Origin of the sequence: Streptomyces sp. VRA16 Mangrove soil (assembly GCF_017377775.1) — a bacterium.
In the GTDB taxonomy this organism is placed as follows: Bacteria; Actinomycetota; Actinomycetes; order Streptomycetales; family Streptomycetaceae; genus Streptomyces.
In genome coordinates this window covers 363,667-380,450 of record NZ_JAFVLN010000007.1, presented here as the reverse complement: position 1 = coordinate 380,450, position 16,784 = coordinate 363,667, and the positions used below count along the sequence as shown (strand labels likewise).

Annotated in this window: 17 protein-coding genes; 7 read left to right on the top strand and 10 right to left on the bottom strand. The window is 72.2% G+C overall.

Going from position 1 to position 16,784, the window contains the following annotated elements:
* Positions 1 to 77 precede the first annotated feature (77 nt).
* Complete coding sequence (locus tag J3486_RS21610; RefSeq protein WP_207822592.1) at positions 78 to 569, bottom strand: ATP-binding protein; 492 nt, start codon at positions 567 to 569, stop codon at positions 78 to 80.
* Positions 570 to 829: 260 nt separating this feature from the next.
* Between J3486_RS21610 and J3486_RS21605 the strand changes: the two genes are divergently transcribed.
* Positions 830 to 1,699: a helix-turn-helix transcriptional regulator gene (locus tag J3486_RS21605; protein ID WP_207822590.1), complete on the top strand. Its 870-nt coding sequence runs from the start codon at positions 830 to 832 to the stop codon at positions 1,697 to 1,699.
* 131 nt (positions 1,700 to 1,830) lie between these two features.
* A complete protein-coding gene (locus tag J3486_RS21600) occupies positions 1,831 to 3,306 on the top strand; it encodes an aldehyde dehydrogenase family protein (RefSeq protein ID WP_207822588.1) in 1,476 nt (491 codons plus the stop codon).
* Between the two features lie 50 nt (positions 3,307 to 3,356).
* On the opposite strand, the gene J3486_RS21595 is transcribed toward J3486_RS21600, so the two are convergent.
* Both J3486_RS21595 and rpmG read right to left on the bottom strand, forming a co-directional pair.
* Complete coding sequence (locus tag J3486_RS21595; RefSeq protein ID WP_207822587.1) at positions 3,357 to 3,611, bottom strand: type B 50S ribosomal protein L31; 255 nt, start codon at positions 3,609 to 3,611, stop codon at positions 3,357 to 3,359.
* Between the two features lie 4 nt (positions 3,612 to 3,615).
* Positions 3,616 to 3,780 carry a 50S ribosomal protein L33 gene (rpmG, locus tag J3486_RS21590; protein ID WP_207822585.1) on the bottom strand — a complete coding sequence of 55 codons (165 nt, stop codon included), beginning with the start codon at positions 3,778 to 3,780 and terminating at the stop codon, positions 3,616 to 3,618.
* A 189-nt stretch (positions 3,781 to 3,969) separates the two neighbouring features.
* Between rpmG and J3486_RS21585 the strand changes: the two genes are divergently transcribed.
* On the top strand, positions 3,970 to 4,503 hold the full coding sequence (locus J3486_RS21585) for a hypothetical protein (RefSeq protein ID WP_307804891.1): 534 nt from the start codon (positions 3,970 to 3,972) through the stop codon (positions 4,501 to 4,503).
* Between the two features lie 233 nt (positions 4,504 to 4,736).
* On the opposite strand, the gene J3486_RS21580 is transcribed toward J3486_RS21585, so the two are convergent.
* Positions 4,737 to 6,926, bottom strand: a complete 2,190-nt coding sequence (locus tag J3486_RS21580; protein ID WP_207822583.1) for an FUSC family protein — start codon at positions 6,924 to 6,926, stop codon at positions 4,737 to 4,739.
* A 59-nt stretch (positions 6,927 to 6,985) separates the two neighbouring features.
* Complete coding sequence (locus tag J3486_RS21575; RefSeq protein WP_207822581.1) at positions 6,986 to 7,360, bottom strand: helix-turn-helix transcriptional regulator; 375 nt, start codon at positions 7,358 to 7,360, stop codon at positions 6,986 to 6,988.
* Positions 7,361 to 7,564: 204 nt separating this feature from the next.
* Here J3486_RS21575 and J3486_RS21570 point away from each other — a divergent pair, with 204 nt between their 5' ends.
* Complete coding sequence (locus J3486_RS21570) at positions 7,565 to 8,680, top strand: Gfo/Idh/MocA family protein (RefSeq protein ID WP_207822579.1); 1,116 nt, start codon at positions 7,565 to 7,567, stop codon at positions 8,678 to 8,680.
* Between the two features lie 135 nt (positions 8,681 to 8,815).
* On the opposite strand, the gene J3486_RS21565 is transcribed toward J3486_RS21570, so the two are convergent.
* Genes J3486_RS21565 through J3486_RS44725 form a run of 3 tightly spaced genes read right to left on the bottom strand, consistent with a single transcriptional unit; the run spans position 8,816 to position 10,575 of the window.
* Positions 8,816 to 10,042, bottom strand: coding sequence for a DUF2786 domain-containing protein (locus J3486_RS21565; RefSeq protein WP_207822577.1), 1,227 nt, complete (start codon positions 10,040 to 10,042; stop codon positions 8,816 to 8,818).
* Positions 10,032 to 10,427 (bottom strand): helix-turn-helix domain-containing protein, encoded by a 396-nt coding sequence (locus tag J3486_RS21560; RefSeq protein WP_207822821.1) that lies wholly within the window; start codon positions 10,425 to 10,427, stop codon positions 10,032 to 10,034. Before J3486_RS21560 ends, J3486_RS21565 begins: the two co-directional genes overlap by 11 nt.
* 22 nt (positions 10,428 to 10,449) lie before the next feature.
* On the bottom strand, positions 10,450 to 10,575 hold the full coding sequence (locus J3486_RS44725; RefSeq protein WP_267878214.1) for a hypothetical protein: 126 nt from the start codon (positions 10,573 to 10,575) through the stop codon (positions 10,450 to 10,452).
* Positions 10,576 to 10,792: 217 nt separating this feature from the next.
* Here J3486_RS44725 and J3486_RS21555 point away from each other — a divergent pair, with 217 nt between their 5' ends.
* A complete protein-coding gene (locus J3486_RS21555; protein WP_207822575.1) occupies positions 10,793 to 11,617 on the top strand; it encodes an NAD(P)H-binding protein in 825 nt (274 codons plus the stop codon).
* 82 nt (positions 11,618 to 11,699) lie between these two features.
* On the opposite strand, the gene bla is transcribed toward J3486_RS21555, so the two are convergent.
* Positions 11,700 to 12,662 (bottom strand): class A beta-lactamase, encoded by a 963-nt coding sequence (gene bla / locus J3486_RS21550; protein ID WP_307804890.1) that lies wholly within the window; start codon positions 12,660 to 12,662, stop codon positions 11,700 to 11,702.
* A 178-nt stretch (positions 12,663 to 12,840) separates the two neighbouring features.
* Here bla and J3486_RS21545 point away from each other — a divergent pair, with 178 nt between their 5' ends.
* Positions 12,841 to 13,692, top strand: coding sequence for a nitrilase-related carbon-nitrogen hydrolase (locus J3486_RS21545; protein ID WP_207822573.1), 852 nt, complete (start codon positions 12,841 to 12,843; stop codon positions 13,690 to 13,692).
* A gap of 71 nt (positions 13,693 to 13,763) precedes the next feature.
* Positions 13,764 to 15,458, top strand: a complete 1,695-nt coding sequence (locus J3486_RS21540) for a bifunctional 3'-5' exonuclease/DNA polymerase (protein WP_207822571.1) — start codon at positions 13,764 to 13,766, stop codon at positions 15,456 to 15,458.
* A gap of 22 nt (positions 15,459 to 15,480) precedes the next feature.
* Here J3486_RS21540 and J3486_RS21535 read toward each other — a convergent pair whose 3' ends face one another.
* Positions 15,481 to 16,773, bottom strand: a complete 1,293-nt coding sequence (locus tag J3486_RS21535) for a hypothetical protein (protein WP_207822569.1) — start codon at positions 16,771 to 16,773, stop codon at positions 15,481 to 15,483.
* Between the last annotated feature and the right edge of the window lie 11 nt (positions 16,774 to 16,784).

The following is a 16,784-nucleotide window of genomic DNA, read 5'->3' as shown; positions in this document are numbered from 1 at the left end:
GATCTCCGGGCGACCGACGCGCGTAGACATCGGGCCCGACTGCCCCTACCCGTCCGTACGTTGGGACGGGTCCGTGTTCAGAGTCTGAACAGTGCCCAGACGACCTTTCCGCTCAGTCTCCCGGCCAGCGGATGCCAGCCCCAGCCGTCGCTGAACGAGCCGACGAGGAAGAGCCCGCGGCCGGACTCCGCCGCGACGCCGTCCCCGGCCTCTCCCGCCACCGGGCTGTCGCTGCCGGGATCGCGCACCGCGCACACCACCCGCGACGCCCAGCGCATCAAGTGCAGTCGCACCGGCGGGTCCTGACCGTGCGGGGTGTCGGCGGGCAGGCCGTGCCGCAGGGCGTTGGTGACCAGCTCCGAGACGACCAGACAGATGTCGTCGAAGCGCTCGGGGACGTCCCAGTCGGCGAGGGTACGGCGGGTGAAGTCGCGTGCCGTACGCACCGCTTCGTACCGGGCGGGCAGCGCACACGAGGCGGCGCTGGAGACGGCCGAGGGATCGAGGGGAGGAAGGCCCTGCCTTAACGCGTCGTAAGACTCGAGCATGGTCGATCCGTTCGTCCCCATGCGAGGCACTCCCCAGTTTCGCAGTACACAGCGAGCGGTGGCGGAAGACCATCGTTCCGAATGCGTACATCGGATGCAAGGGCAGATGCACGTGCACGCGCCGGACTTGGACACTCCCGTACCGCTTCTTGCTCATTTCTCCCTACGACTTCTTGCGCACTCCTTTCGTGATCTTTCCATTTCTGTAACCAGCCGAGTACGGGGCGGAGCGTTTTAGTGGCAGACTTCGCCCCCTGAACCGATGGGGAGGATGAAGAGACGTGACCGCTGGGGAGTCGAGCGGCTCGGTGGTGCGACGCATTCTGCTGGGCTCGCAGCTGAGGCGCCTGAGGGAATCGCGCGGCATCACGAGAGAAGCGGCCGGCTACTCGATCCGCGCCTCCGAATCGAAGATCAGCCGCTTGGAGTTGGGACGGGTGAGCTTCAAGGCGAGGGACGTCGAGGATCTGCTGACGCTGTACGGAGTGACGGACGGGGCCGAGCGCGAGGCGCTGCTCTCGCTCGTGAAGGAGGCCAACGTCGCGGGCTGGTGGCACAGTTACTCGGACGTGCTGCCGGGCTGGTTCCAGACGTACATCGGCCTGGAGGGCGCCGCGTCGCTGATCCGTGGCTACGAGGCCCAGTTCGTGCACGGCCTGTTGCAGACCGAGGCGTACGCGCACGCGGTGGTGGCCCAGGGCATGAAGGGCGCCCCCGCGGAGGACATCGAGCGGCGCGTCTCGCTGCGCCTCGCGCGCCAGAAGATACTGGTCGCGGAGCGGGCACCGGACGTGCACATCGTGCTCGACGAGTCCGCGCTGCACCGGATGCACGGCGGGCCCGCGGTGATGCGCGGCCAGCTGGAGCATCTGATCGAGGTGGCCGAACTGCCGCATCTCACGCTGCAGATCATGCCGTTCAGCCACGGCTGGCACCCGGGCGAGTCCGGCACCTTCACCCTTCTCACGTTCCCCGAGTCCGACCTGTCGGACGTGGTCTTCCTCGAACAGCTCACCAGCGCCCTGTACTTGGACAAGCGCGAAGACGTGGCGCAGTACGAGAAGGCGATGGTGGAACTGCAGGAACAGTGCCCGTCACCGGAGGAGAGCGTGGCGCTGGTGCGACGGATCCTGACCGGACTCGACAACTGACCGCCCGGTTTCCGTCCGCTGAATTCGCGTAAATACAACAGCAGTTGATCAATCCCTTGCCGCAACTGACAGACACCGGTCGTACGATGACGTCTCATCAGGTGTCAGTCGCTGCAGCAAGGGATGTCCTCATGACGTCACAGTCCTCACAGTCGTACTTCACCGAACTCGACCGGCAGTACATAGACGGCTCGTGGCGCCCCGGGCGCGGGTCCTGGGACATCATCGACTTCAACCCGTACAACGGCGACAAGCTCGCCTCCATCACCGTCGCCTCGGTCGAGGAGATCGACGAGGCGTACCGGGCCGCCGAGCGCGCGCAGAAGGACTGGGCGAAGTCCACCGGGTACGCGCGCCGGGTCGTCTTCGAGCGGGCCCTGCACCTGATCGAGGAGCGCGAGGCCGACATAGCCGAAGCGATCATCGACGAGCTCGGCGGCACGCGCGTGAAGGCCGGGTTCGAGCTGCACCTCGCCAAGGAGTTCCTGCGCGAGTCGATCCAGCTGGCGCTCGCCCCGCAGGGACAGGTGATCCCCTCGCCGGTGGACGGCAAGGAGAACCGGGTCTACCGGGTGCCGGTCGGGGTCGTCGGCGTCATCTCGCCCTTCAACTTCCCCTTCCTGCTCTCCCTCAAGTCCGTCGCCCCTGCGCTGGCGCTCGGCAACGGCGTGGTGCTCAAGCCGCACCAGAACACCCCGATCTGCGGCGGCTCGCTGGTCGCCAAGATCTTCGAGGACGCGGGTCTGCCGCCCGGTCTGCTCAACGTCGTCATCACGGACATCGCCGAGATCGGCGACGCGCTGCTGACCCACCCGGTGCCGAAGGTGATCTCCTTCACCGGCTCCGACAAGGTCGGCCAGCACGTGGCGACGGTGTGCGCGACGCAGTTCAAGTACGCGGTCCTGGAGCTGGGCGGCAACAGCGCGCTGACCGTGCTCGACGACGCCGACATCGACTACGCGGTCGACGCGGCGGTGTTCAGCCGCTTCGTCCACCAGGGCCAGGTCTGCATGGCCGCGAACCGGATCCTCGTGGACCGCAAGGTGGAGAAGGAGTTCACCGAGAAGTTCGTCGCCAAGGTCCGGGGGCTGAAGTCCGGTGACCCGCGCGACCCGGAGACGGTGATCGGCCCGGTCATCAACTCCACGCAAGCGGACGCGATCTCGGGCGTCGTGGAGCAGGCGCTCGCGGAGGGCGCGACGGCGCTCGTACGCGGCTCGGTCGACGGCAACCTCGTGGAGCCGGTCGTGCTCACCGGCCTGCCGGCCGACTCCCCCGTGCTGCGCCAGGAGATCTTCGGTCCCGTGGCGCTGCTCATCCCGTTCGACGGGGACGAGGAGGCGGTCCGGATCGCCAACGACACCCCGTACGGGCTCAGCGGCGCCGTGCACACCGCCGACGTGGAGCGGGGCGTGGCGTTCGCCCAGCAGATCGACACCGGCATGATCCACGTCAACGACGGGACCGTGCACGACGAGCCGCTCGTCGCGTTCGGCGGGGAGAAGCGCTCGGGCATCGGGCGGCTCAACGGGGACGCGACCGTGGAGGCGTTCACCACCCAGAAGTGGATCTCCGTGCAGCACGGAAGGTCACAGTTCCCGTTCTAGCCCGGTACGACGAGGCCCCGCCGTGAGGACGATCACGGCGGGGCCTTTGTTCACGCTCCGGGGCGCTTTCCGTAGCGGCGCTCGAAGCGCTCGACCCGGCCCGCGGAGTCCAGGACCCGCTGGTTGCCGGTGTGGAAGGGGTGGCTGACGTCGGAGATCTCGACGTCGACGACGGGGTAGGTGTGCCCGTCCTGCCACTCGACCGTCTTCTCGCTCGTCATGGTCGAGCGGGTGAGGAAGGCGTGGTTCGCGGCGCGGTCCCGGAAGACGACGGGGGCGTACGCGGGGTGGATGACGTTCTTCATGAGGTCAGCGCTCCTCTCGGAAGTCGGTGTGGCGGCCCGCCACGGGGTCGTACTTGCGCAGGGTCATGCGGTCGGGGTCGTTGCGGCGGTTCTTGCGCGTGACGTACGTGAAGCCCGTGCCCGCGGTCGACCTGAGCTTGATCACCGGTCGGAGTTCGTTGCGTGCCATGCCGTAAGTATATGAAAATGACTCCCGTTTTCAATAGGTGAGCGAGAGGCGTACGTCACACACGCGCGCGCTCCGCGTACGTGAGCAAGCGCACGCGGGATTCCCGCCTGGCGCGCACAACTCCTCCCGGTGACGACTGGTAACTTGCTGCGGCAATTCAGGTCGACTGAAGTGACGTAGGGGGAAGTTGTGCGTATCAGGAGCACCAAGGGCGCGCGGGCCGCGATGGGCGTGGCGGCGGTCGCGGTGGCGGCGCTGGCCGTGAGCGGCTGCAGCAGCGACGACGGCGACGGCGGTGGCGGTGGCGGTGGCGGCAAGGACACGCCGTCGGGGAGCGCGAGCAGTTCGGGCTCGGCGTCGTCGGGCGGTTCGTCGTCGGGCGGTTCGTCGTCGGGCGGTTCGTCCGGCTCCTCGAAGAACGCCGAGGGCATCTGGAGCGCGACCACCGACGGTCAGCCGGTCGTGCTCGTGATCGGCGGCAAGCAGGCATCGCTGAGCACGGGCGACGGGCATCTGTGCACCGGGACCGTGTCCGACATGGGCAAGCGGATGCTGAACCTGAAGTGCGCGGACGGGAACACCGACCGCACCATGGGGGCGATCGAGTCCAACGACGGTTCGACGATGACGGTGTCCTGGGACGCCGGGGCGAAGGACACCTTCAAGAAGTCGGCGGACGGAAAGCTCCCGACCGGCCTGCCCAGCGGTCTGCCGACGGGCTGACGGGTCGAGGGTTGCCCCCGCCTCGGGCAGTCTGCCGCCCTGGGCGGCAGGGTGGGCGAGGCGGCACCCCGGCGCGGGGCGAGCGCTCCCGGGCGACTTCCAGCTCGGTCCCGGTCGCCGTGTCGCCGCATCGCCGGGTGCAGGCCCGGCAGGGCGCCGGGTGCAGGCCCGGCAGGGGCTGAGCGCAGGCCCGGCAGGGGCTGAGCGTGCAGTTCCCCGCGCCCCTGACGGGGCTAGGAGGCTGTTTTCTCCGGGTTGCGGGGGCCGTCTGAGGTGACCGTCATCGGGGGCGCGTCCGTGTCGAGGGCGTCCGTCAGCTCTTCGAGGGCCTCCAGAAGCATCCCCGCCCCCCGCCGCACGACCCGGTCGGGAACCCCCTCGCCGTCCCATGCATCGAGCGCCGCACGGACCGGCTTCCAGCGCGGAAGACGGCGTTCACGCACCGCGCGGGCCCCGTCGCGGGTCGCCGCGCGCAGCGCCTCGGCGAGGGCCGCGGCCGCCGGCACCGGAGTAGTGTCCCGCTCCGGGAGATGCGCCTCCATCAGCATCGCGACCCGCCCCAGATGGTGCAGGGCGTGCGCCGCGTCCTCGGCGGCGGCGCGGGACAGCCCGCGGTGCCGGACGGGTTCGGTCCTGGCGCGGGCCACCGCCTGGTCCCAGGCGACATGGGCGTCCCGGGTGTTGAGCAGCGCCGCGCGCACATCGGGGCAGGACTTGCCCGCCGGGTGCGCGTAGTGGTCGACGACCGTGGCCGCGTACTCCCCGGACGCGGCCAGCCAGTCGGCGAGACGGGTGCGCAGCCGCGGGGTCTCCCAGGCCGGGTACAGGGCGTACGAGATCATCGCCAGGACCCCGCCGACCAGCGTCAGGACGACCCGCTCGGGCACCGTCTGGTCCCAGGTCTGGCCGCCCATGCCGAGCAGGAAGACGACGTACGCGGCGACGCACGCCTGCGCCGCGAGCTGCCCGGTGCGCATCAGCAGGTACATCAGGGCCGCGCACAGAACGGCGAGCGCGGCGGAGAGCCAGGTGCCCGGGTGGGCGAGCTGGACGACGGCCGTCGCCACGGTCACACCGACGAGCGTGCCGCCGAACCGGGCGACCGCGCGGGAGTACGTCTGTGAGAAGTCGGGGCGCATCACCATGACCGCGGCCATGGGCGCCCAGTAACCGTGGCCGAACGGGAGGGCGTTGCCGATGAGGTAGCCGACCACGGCGACGGCGGCGACCCGGGTCGCGTGGCGCAGGATCGGGGAGCCGGGGCGGGCCTCCCGGCGGATGGCCCGGACGGCCGCGGGGAGCAGTTTCAGGAGGGTGGGCCGGGGCAGCGCCTGCGGCGGGGTGCCGGGCTCGGGCGGCCGGGCGGTGGCGAGGGCCCGGCGCGGGGCGGACGGCAGCCGGCGCCACAACGGGTCCGTCGGCCGGTCGTCGGGCTCGTCGACCGCGCCCGCCGTCTCCAGTACGTCCCTCAGCAGCGAGCCGAGCCGGGTCGCCGCCCGGTGCGGCGGGCCCGTCAGGATGGCGCCGGTGTCGGGGGTGCGGAACACGGCCACGGCCGGGCCCGGCACCTGGACCGGGGCGCCGGTGCGGATGGCGCGGGCGGCGGCGTCCAGGATCGTCCCGGCGGCGGCCAGCAGTTCGCGGACCCGGTCGCGCTCGACACCCTCCTCGGGCACCCCCACCGCCGGGTCGGCGAGCGAGGCGAGGACCGGCCTGATGCGTTCGGCGATGCCGCGCGCGCCGTGCAGCTGGGCGGGGCGGGTGCGGGCCTGGCGCGGGGTGAGCGCGGCGGCGCTGCGGGCCAGCATCAGCGGCTGCGGGTCGAACGGCGCGTGCGGATCGTGGCGCAGCCGGCGGGCGTAGTCGGCCTCGGCGGCGAGCGCGTCGGCGAGGGCGTCGCGGTGCGCGCCCCAGCGGCGTACGGGGAAGAGGACCACCAGCGCCGCCTGCACCAGGCCGCCGAAGACCATCATCGCGGCGTGCCCCGCGGCCTCGGCGACGGTCGTCGGCAGGGTGATGGTGACCAGCATCATCGCGACGTTCGACGAGGCGATGATGCCGATGGTCGGGCCCGCCGCCCAGGCCAGGCCGGCCAGGAACGTCCACACCGCGAGCAGCGGCAGGAACATCGCCAGGTGGGAGCCGGTGAGATAGCCGAGGAAGGTGGAGATGCCGAGGCTGGTGCCGGAGGCGACGGCCAGCTCGGGTCGGGGCCGCCAGCTGCGCTGGAACGTGGCGATCGCCGCCTGGAACGCGCCGAACGCCGAGCCCGCCGCCACCGCGGGCCCGAACGCCGCCAGGCTGACGGCGACGACGATCGCGAGACCTGCGGCGCCGCGCAGGGCGACGAGGGGTTCCAGACGTTTCCGCTCGACGGTCAGACCCGAGCGGGTGGTGTCCTTCAGCGCCCGGAACCAGCTCACCCAGCCAGAATACGGTTACATCGCACCAAACCGGGCAATCGGCCTTCCCGGCGGAGCGGTCAGCCCTCTTCGCGGAGTACGAGGTCGAGCAGGCCGGGGAAGCGCTCGTCGAACTCCTCCTTGCGCAGCCGGTTCAGCCGGCGCGGCCCCGCGTCCTTCTGCTCGATGAGGCCCGCCTCGCGCAGCACGGAGAAGTGGCGGCTGAGCGTGGCCTTGGTGACGGGCACGTCGAAGGTGCCGCAGGTCCGCTCCCAGGGCCCGGCCCCGGCCAGCTCCCGCACGAGCGTGCGGCGGACCGGGTCGGCGAGCGCGAGCAGGGCGGACTCCAGGGAGACCTCCCGGGGATGGACATGGACCGGCGCCGACCGGTGGCCGGTACCCGTCGTGCCCGTCGTGCCCGTCGTGCCCGTCGTAGCCGTCTCTGTCGCCGCCATGCCGTGCGCTCCCTTCGCCTGCGGAAAGGGACGGCGATCTTGTGGAGTGTTCGACGCTGTGCGTACACTCCGAGTGTTCGCCACCCATCGAACAGTCTAGTGCCTCACTGTCGCTTGTCAGGCGTCAGGCGTCAGGCGTCAGGCACCAAGCACCAAGTCAGGCGTCACCTGTCATACGTCCCGCGTCACACGGAGGAGCCCGTCATGCCGTCGCCCGTCGCACAGCCCGCACCGCCCGCCCCCATCGGCGTCGGCATCGTCGGCCTCTCCGCGCGGCGCGGCTGGGCCTCCCGCGCCCACCTGCCCGCGCTGCGGCTGCTCGACGGCTTCGAGGTGCGCGCGCTCTCCGCGAGCAGCGCCGAGTCCGCCAGGCGGGCCGCCGAGAAGCACGGGGTCGCGCGCTCCTACGGGAGCGCCGCCGAACTCGCCGCCGATGACGGCGTCGACCTGGTCGTGGTCACCGTGAAGGTGCCGGACCACCTGGAGATCGTCCGGGCCGCCCTGGCCGCGGGCAAGGCCGTGTTCTCCGAGTGGCCGCTGGGCACCGGGCCCGCCGAGGCCGAGGAGCTGGCGTCTCTCGCGGCCCGGCACCGGCTGCGCACCTTCACCGGGCTCCAGGCCCGCTCGGCGCCGGCGGTCCGGTATCTGCGGGACCTGGTCGCGGACGGCTACGTAGGCGAGGTGCTCTCCACCAGCCTGGTGGCGTCGGGGCGCGGCTGGGGCGCCGAGTTCCCCGAGGGGGGCGCCTATCTGCTGGACCGGGCGTCCGGGGCGAACATGCTGACCATCCCGTTCGGGCACACCCTCGACGGACTGACCTCGGTGCTCGGCGACGTCGACGAGGTCACCGCGGTCACCGCGACCCGGCGCCGGACGGTCACCGACCCGCACTCCGGCACCGTCCTGCGCCCCGACGTCGCCGACCAGCTGGCGCTCGGCGGGGTGCTCTCCTCCGGCGCGGTGGCCTCCGTGCACTTCCGGGGCGGTCTGTCGCGGGGCACCAACTTCCGCTGGGAGATCAACGGAACGGACGGCGACCTCGTCGTCACCGGGGACCACGGGCACCTTCAGATGGGTACGTACACGATCGCCGGGGCCCACGGCTCCGACCCCGCACTCGCCGAACTGCCCGTCCCCGAGCGGTACTTCGACCCGTCCCTCGCGGCGCTGCGCGACACGGACGCGTACAACGTCGGCGCCGCCTACGCGCAACTCCGCCGCGACCTGACGGACGGCACGTCCGTGGTCCCGGACTTCGCCCACGCGGCCCGGCATCACCGGCTCCTGGCGCGTATCGAGGAGGCCGGGGCGCGGCGATGAGGCGGCGGCAGCCGATCGCGCAGCTACCCGATGAGATGCCGCACCGAAGGTGCGCGTCTCAGGGGCGCGGGGAACTGATCGCGTAGTCCCCCGTGCCTCAGGGACGGGGGAACCGCGCGACCAGTCCCCCGTGCCTCAGGGGCGCGGGGAACTGCGCGACCAGTCCCCACCTCCCCGCAGCCGGCCGCGCGCTCCCGGCCCGGCAGACGCGCCGCCGCCGATCCGGGCCCGGTCCGCCGCGGCGCCGCCCTCGTCCCAGCCCGCCCCGTCCGTGACGCCTCTCATCCGGGTCGTCACCGTCTGCGGGAACATCTCCTCGGCCCGTCCCGCGACAGCGACATCGCGGGCCGCGAGCACCGGCAGCAACTCCCCCTCCCCGCTCACCACTTGATCGGCGACGGCCGCGAGCCGGTCCCCGATCCGATGCGCGTACGCGGCGAGGAAGGACTGCCGGAACGTCTTCGTACGCTTCCTGCCGCCCGCCCGCTGCTCGGCCTCGGCCCGCGTCATGGCGGCGTCCGCCTGCACGAGCAGCGACGTGTACAGCAGCTCCACGACCTCCAGGTCGGCCTCGAAGCCGACGACGGTCGAGAACCCGAACGCGCTGTTCCACACGGCCCGGCACCGGTTGGCCGTCGCGACCGCGTCGAGGAGGACCGCCTTCGCCGTCTCGTATGGGGCGTCGACGCCGATCCGGCACGCGGCCGGGGTGTCCTTCGCGTGCGTACGGGAGGCGAGCACCGCCTCGTCGACCGAGTGCCGGGCCATCAGCTCCTGCGCCTTGGCGGTGAGCGCCTCGGCCTCCGGCGGATACCCGGTCGCCTCCGCCTTGGCGAGCAGCGCCCTGATCCGGGCGAGCGTGCGCGGCTCACCGGCGACGGGCACCGTGACGGACTCGCCCGGCACCGGGCCGACCGGCTCGATCGCGGGCAGGCGCAGCAGCAGCCGGTACAGCTCAAGGGCGCGCGTGGCGGCGGAGAAACGGTCCGTGCGGGCCGGGTCCTCGCCGGGCGCCTCGTCGAGCTGGGCGGCCCAGCGTGGCGGCAGCACGTCGTAGCGCCCGACCTCCGCGCGGATCAGCCGGGCGGCGAGCCGTACATGGTCGGCGTCGAGCCCTTCCGCCCGTACGACCATGCGCAGCACGTCGGCGGGCTGCCAGCCCCGCTCCCAGGCCCGGCGGACGAACTCCCGCCCCCGCGCGTCGAGTTCGGAATCGCTGGACGGGGCGGCGGCGAGCAGCGACGCCCCGACGTCCAGATCGCCGTCGCCGTGGAGCGCTGCGGCGAAGGCCCGCTCCACCGTGCCGCTCGTACCTCTAGCGCCGCTCTTGCCACTAGCGCCACTCGTCCCACTAGCGCTCATGACGCTCCTGGCCGTCCCAGGCGGCACGGGCGGCGGTTATGGCCGACTTGTGGTCGCGGGACCAGTCGGCGAGCCCCTTGATGAGGTGGGTGAGGCTGTGCCCCATCTCGGTCAGCTCGTAGTCGACCTGCGGCGGCACCGTCGGATGCACGGTCCGCGTCACCAGGCCGTCCCGCTCCAGTCTGCGCACGGTCAGCGTCAGCATGCGCTGCGAGATCCCGGCCACGGCCCGCTGCAGCTCCTTGAACCGCCGTACGCCCGCGGCCAGTTCGACCACGACGAGCACCGACCACTTGTCGCCGAGCCGGTCCAGGACATCACGGATGCCGCAGTCGTCGTGATCGTCACAAGTCACGACGGGGCCGCCGGGGTCACCGCCCGGCATCAAGGTCTCTGCTTCCTTCACGTCATCCATCATCCGCCCTGTCCCCCTCCTCCACCTGCTCCACCTCGTCCGCCCACTCCCCGGCGGCCGTGGCGACGACCCGCACCGCGGCCGCCGGCCACCACTCCGCGTCCCACGGCGTGTCCATCACGAGAAGGCTACGACCCGCCACCGACAACAGACTTCGGGCCGTAAGGGAGTACTGGTGACTGCCGGGACTTGCCGGGGACTGCTGCGGACCGCTGCGAGCCTGTGGGGTGGTTACCTCCGTGTGCCCGAGTGACACAGAAGTGCCTTCTTACGCGGATCGGTCCGGGGCTTCACGATGGGTCCGGCAACCATGTATCGCTCAAGGGGGACCTTCCATGCTGCTCGTCACTGGCGCTTCCGGTGGACTCGGCTCGCTGATCGCCGAGCGGCTCAAGGGCCGCGACGACGTCGTGCTCGGCACCCGCGAGCCCAAGGCTCCCGGCGGGCGCCGCGTCGACTTCGACGCCCCGCACACGCTCGCAGACGCCTTCGACGGCGTACGGACGCTGCTGCTGATATCCGCCGGGTACGGCGAGGACGACACCGTGATCGCCCGGCACGAGGCGGCGCTCACGGCGGCCGAGAAGGCGGGCGTGGAGCACGTCGTGTACACGAGCCTGTCCGGGGACGGGGACCATCTCCCGTACGCGCTCGCCCACCGCTGGACCGAGCGCCGGCTCCGGGAATCGCCACTGGCCTGGACGGTGCTGCGCAACGGCCTGTACGCGGAGCTCCTGTCCTTCCTCGCCGCGCCCGGCCCGGACGGGGTGATATCGGCCCCGCTCGGCACGGGCCGGCTCGCCGCCGTGGCCCGGGACGATCTCGCCGAGATCGCGGCGCGGGTGGCGCTCGCCCCGGCGCCGCACGCGGGGCGTACGTACGAGCTGGTGGGCGAAGTGCCGCTCGGCGGCGCGGAGTTGGCACGGGCGACTGGTACCGCGTACGTGCCGGGGACGCTCGCCGAGGCACGTGAGCGCATCGCCGAGTCGGGAGCGGTGCCGTTCCAGGTGCCGATGCTGGTGGGCACGTACTCGGCGATCGCGGCGGGCTTCATGGACGGTTCCGGGGTTCCGGAGGCCGAGCGGGGCACCCTGCGTGAGCTGCTCGGCCGGGAACCGCGGGATCCGGCCCGGGTGTACGCGGAGACGCTGGCGGGGTGATGCGGGGCTGCGGTCCAGGCCGCCTTCCGAGCCGGAGCCCGATGTGCGCTCGCCCTCGCCCCGCGCCCGGGCGCCGCCGCGGTCAGGCGGTGACGGCCCGTGCCGCCACCCCGGCCGCCGCCGCGACCAGCGCGCTGTCGGGTTCCCCGGTCGGGCCCGGCCTGGTGGTGAGCACGGTCAGGGCGATGGGCGTGCCGTCGGGGGTCCAGGTGATCCCGGCGTCGTTCGCGGTGCCGTACGAACCGGTGCCGGTCTTGTCGCCGATCACCCAGTCGTCCGGCAGCCCGGCACGGAACCGCTCGCCGCTCGTGGTGTTGGCCAGCAGCCAGCCCGTCAGCAGCGCACGGTCCTTGGAGTCGAGGGCGCGGCCGAGGACGAGACGCGCGTACGTCGTCGAGAGCGCGCGCGGCGTCGTCGAGTCGGTGATCCGGCCCGGCTCGGCCGAGTTGAGCTCCGGCTCCCAGCGGTCGAGGCGGGTCGTGCGGTCGCCGAGCGAGCGGGCGAAGCGGGTGACGGCGGTGGGGCCGCCGAGGTCGCGCAGGATCAGGTTCGCGGCCGTGTTGTCGCTGTACGAGATCGCGGCGCCGCACAGCTCGGCGACGGTCATGCCGTGGGCCAGGTTCTCCGGCTTCCCGGTGACGGGCGCGCCGCCGGCCTTGTCGATGTCGTCCTGCGTGTAGTGCACACGCCGGCCGAGCACCTCCCCGTGCCGGTCGAGGTCGCGCAGTACGGCGGCGACGGCGAGCGTCTTGAAGGTGGAGCACATCGGGAAACGCTCACCGGCGCGGTACGCCACGGTCGCCCCGGTCCGCACGTTGTGCGCGAACACGCCGAGACGGGCCCCGTGCCGGCGTTCCAGCGCGGCGAACCGGCGGCGGGCCGCCGCACCATGACCGGCGGCAGCGGATCCGGGCACGGCGCCGCGGTCGGCGTACGCGGGCGCCCCGGAACCGGCGAGGGTGGAGCCCGTGAGGACGGTGGCGGCGACGGCGGCGGTGGACGTAGCGAGTAAGGCGCGGCGAGTGGTGACGGCGGCGTTCGGCACGGTGCCGGTCCTCTCTGTCGTGTCTGTTATTCGTGTCTGTCGATCGTGTCTGCCGATCGTGCCCGTCAGCCGTGCCCGCCGACCGTCTCTGTCGGTTGGGGCAGTGACGGCGCGCCACCGAGTGAAACAGACCGGCTCTCCGGATGCCGGGGTACGCGCGGGCTGCGAGGCTCGGACCATGAGAGTGGCACTGGCACAGACCGACTGCGCGCTGGGTGATGTCGACGCCAACCTGACCACGGCCCGCGAGCAGATCGGACAGGCCGCGGCACAGGGCGCCGACCTCGTCGTCTTCCCCGAGCTGAGCCTGCACGGCTACCACCTCGGCGCACTGTCCACGGACACGTCCGTGGCGGTGACCGACCCCCGGCTGCTCGCCCTGACCGGCGCTCAGGAGTCCGGCGGCCCCGGTGTCGTCGTCGGCCTGCACGAGCACACCAGCCTGCGCGCCTACAACACCTGCGCCTACTACGCCGACGGCGCCCTGCTGCACTCCCACCGCAAGCTCTACCTGCCGAACTACCTGGCCTGGGAGGAACGCAAGCACGTCAGCCCCGGGCAGCACCTGCGCGCGTACGACCTGCCCGGCGGGCACGGCCGGGCGGCCACCCTGATCTGCAACGACGCCTGGCAACCGGTGCTGCCGTGGCTGGCCGTGCAGGACGGCGCCGAGGTGGTGATCGTCCCCGCGAACAGCGCGGCGACCCTCGACCCGGAGGCCATGGACACCACCCTGTACTGGGACACGCTGCTCTCGTACACCGCGAAGATGCTGCAGTGCTGGGTCGTCTTCGTGAACCGGGTCGGCAACGAGAACGGGGCGTCCTTCTGGGGCGGCTCCCGGGTCGTCGACCCGCGCGGCACCGTGGTGGCGCAGGCCCCGAAGTGGGAGCCGGGTCTGGTCACGGTCGACATCGACGTCCACGAGGCGCGCCGCCTGCGCAGGGCGGTCCCCCTGGTGGCGGAGGCGCGGCTCGGCCTGATCGACCGCGAGGTGCGCAGACTGATCGACGAGGGCGGCGACAGCTGACACCGCGGCTGACGCTCATTTGACACCGCGGCTGACGCTCATTGTCAGACCCGGATGTGACACTCGGCCTCATGACCGAACGCTGGGCCCTGGCCCCCACCGAGCACGGCGGCGCCGACATCGCGCCGCTGGGCGAGGACGGCCGCCCCACGGCCCCGGTCAGCCATGAGCCCGACCTGGCGGAAGCGGTCCGCGCCCGGCCGGACGTCACCCGCTGGGTCTGGCGCGACACCCACGCCGTGTACCCGCGTCTCCTCGAAGCCGGCGTCCGCGTGGAGCGCTGCTACGACATCGAGGCGGCCGAGACCCTCCTGCTGGCTCACGAGGGCCACCACGGCGAACCCCGCTCGGCCGCCGCGGCCCTGGCCCGGCTGCGTGGCGGCCCGGTCCCGCCCGATCCGCCCCCGCGCGTCGCGGAGCCCGGCCGGCACTCCATGGACGCCCTCTTCGAGCCGCGCCCGCCCGTCGGCGTACCGCTGAGCGACCTCGTCGACGTGTACGCGGACCAGCAGCGCCGGCACGGCACCACCGCGCACCCCGACCGCATGCACCTGCTGACCGCGTCCGAGTCCGCGGGCATGCTGATCGCCGCCGAGATGCGCGCGGCGGGGCTGCCGTGGCGCGCGGACACCCACCGAGCGCTGCTCACCGAGCTGCTCGGCGAGCGGTACGCGGGCGGCGGCGAGCCACGGCGCCTGGCGGAGCTGGCGGACGAGGTGTCGGAGGCGTTCGGCAGACGGGTCAGACCCGACCTGCCCGCGGACGTGGTGAAGGCGTTCGCGCAGGCCGGCATCAAGCTGACGTCCACCCGCCGCTGGGAGATCGAGAACGTCGACCACCCGGCCGTGCGGCCCCTGATCGAGTACAAGAAGCTGTACCGGATCTACACGGCGCACGGCTGGTCGTGGCTCCAGGACTGGGTGCACGACGGCCGGTTCCGGCCCGAGTACCTGCCGGGCGGCACGGTCTCGGGCCGCTGGACGACGAACGGCGGGGGTGCGCTGCAGATCCCCAAGGTGGTGCGCCGCGCGGTGATCGCCGACCCGGGCTGGCGGCTCGTCGTCGCGGACGCCGCGCAGATGGAGCCGCGGGTGCTGGCCGCGATCTCCCGCGACCCGGCGTTCATGGAGGTGTGCGGGCAGGACGGCGACCTGTACAAGGCGATCTCGGACCGCGCCTTCTCCGGCGACCGCGACCAGGCCAAGATCGCCGTCCTCGGCGCCATATACGGACAGACCTCGGGCGACGGCCTGAAGAACCTCGCACTCCTCAGACGCCGCTTCCCGCAGGCGGTGGCGTACGTGGACGAGGCGGCACGGGCCGGAGAGGAGGGCCGCCTCGTGCGCACCTGGCTGGGCCGTACCTGCCCGCCGGCGGCGAACAGCACGGACCCCGAGGAGGCCGGCATCCCGCAGGACGATCCGGAGCAGGCCTCCGCCGAAGGACAGTTCACATACGGCTACGCGTCGTCGAACTCGCGGGCCCGCGGCCGCTTCACCCGGAACTTCGTGGTGCAGGGCAGCGCCGCCGACTGGGCGCTGCTGCTCCTGGCGGCGCTCCGCCGCGAACTGAACGGCATGGCGGCCGAGCTGGTCTTCTTCCAGCACGACGAGGTGATCGTGCACTGCCCGCAGGACGAGGCCGCCCGGGTCACCGAAGCGATCCGGACGGCCTCTCTGCTGGCGGGACGTCTCACGTTCGGCGAGACGCCGGTGCGGTTCCCGTTCACGACGGCGACGGTGGAGTGCTACGCCGACGCCAAGTGACGGCTCACGCGCCCCCGCTCCACTACTTGCTGCCGTCGGTCCACACGTCGGACAGCACGATCTTCTTCAACTCGGCCAGGGTCAGGGCGGGTTCGGCCCGATTGGCGTCCTTGGTCTGCGCCTCGGAGTTGAACGCCGAGACCACGACCCGGAATCCGTCGGGCCGCATCATGTCGGCGGTCCACATCACGATCCCGGCGCCGCCCTTGTCGTCGCCGTGGCTCGTGCGCGTGGTGACCTTGGTCCCGTCGGGCAGCGTCTCGGCGTCCGCCCCGAACAGGTCGTTCTCCACGTCCTTCATGTCGGTCTGCACATTGATCTGCACCAGGCTGGGGCCCTTGCCGTCATCGACGACCATGTACGCGTACTCGGACTCCTGGCCGCCCCGCGACTTCACCTTCAACCCCTTCGGCAGCTGCGACGTGAGGCGCTTCAGGATGGTCTCCCTGTCCTGGCCGAGAGCGGGCGGGGCGGCGAGCGGCTCGTCGGGGGCGGCGCCGATCGACTTCATCGCGGGCCGCCACTTGTCGGACGTGGCCATGGCCTTCAACTGCTTGAGGCTCAGCGGCGGTTCGGGCCTGCTGATGGCCGCGCCCTTCTCGGCGGGCGCGTTCCATTCGCTCACGGAGACGGTGAAGCCCTCGCGTGTGAGGAGCACGGCGCTCCACATCTTGGTGTCGGCGCGCCGGTCCGGGTACTCGTAGCCGCGCATCAACTGGATCCGGGCCCCGCCGGCGAGCTTCTCGACGCGGCACTCGTCGAAGGACATGGCGTTCTTGTCGGGGCACTGCAGAAGCTGCTTGCCTTCGGTGCCCTGCGGGTCGACGGCGCCGACGCTCACCCCGATCGCGGCCTTGCCGTGCCGGTCGTCGAAGACGAGGTGCGCGTTGGCCCCGGCCCCGCGCTCCGTCCCCATCCCGTCCTGCTCGCTGAACTTCCCCTCGGGGAGCAGTCCTTGCAGGATCTTGATCATGTCCGCCTTCGAGACGACGGGCCCCGTGCCGTGCGGACCCTTGCCCTGCACCGTGGACGCGCTCGGCCGGGCCGCCACCCCCGTCACATCCGCGTGCGGGCTGTCGAACGCCCCGCCCACATAGGACGCCCCGAGCCCGACGACGGCCAGCGCCGCCACGCTTCCGCCCATCGCACCGGCCCGCCGGCGCCGCAGCCGCCGCCTGCCGCTGCGCACCCCGGCGTCGACCAGCGTCGCCCCGTCGCCGACGGCGAACTCCTCACCGACCCGCCGCAGCGCTCCACCCAGCTCCGCCTCGAACACGTCCGTACCGTCCTGGTCCCCGCCCACCCGGTCCACCATGCCGACCGCCC